A 402-nucleotide genomic window follows, 5' to 3' on the forward strand; every position below is an offset into this window, starting at 1 on the left:
CGCCACGCGCGATCGAAGTGCTCTTCGCATCGATCGCGACGGAGGGCGCGTCGCCCTCCTTGGCAAAGCCGATGGTGCCGTCGATGTCGCCCGTCACCGCCTGGCCGGCCAGTGCGGCCAACTGGTCGATAGCGGGCGCGTCGAGCGTCAGCGTGCCGAGCGGCATGTACGTGTCGTCCAGCGCGAGATCGCCCGAGACCTTGTTGTCGCCCAGCGAGACCAGGAATCCGTTGATCGAACGCTTGCCCTCGCTTGTCACCAGTGCTGCCTTGATATCGAGCGGCTGGTCGTTGACGGAGCCGGTCAGCGATACGTTGGCGGCGGGACTGGTGATATCGGCCTTGCCGCTCGCCGTCAGCTTGATGCTCTTCACCGTGCGGCCCGATGCCGTCAGGCTGTCGC

1 protein-coding gene is annotated in these 402 nt (G+C 66.4%); it reads right to left on the reverse strand.

What is annotated here, in order from left to right; genetic code table 11:
- Positions 1 to 402: hypothetical protein (locus tag EN925_RS39405; protein WP_164894864.1), on the reverse strand; the 402-nt coding region annotated here is incomplete at both ends.

The organism is Mesorhizobium sp. M7A.F.Ca.US.006.04.2.1 (assembly GCF_004022915.1).
GTDB lineage: Bacteria > Pseudomonadota > Alphaproteobacteria > Rhizobiales > Rhizobiaceae > Mesorhizobium > Mesorhizobium ciceri.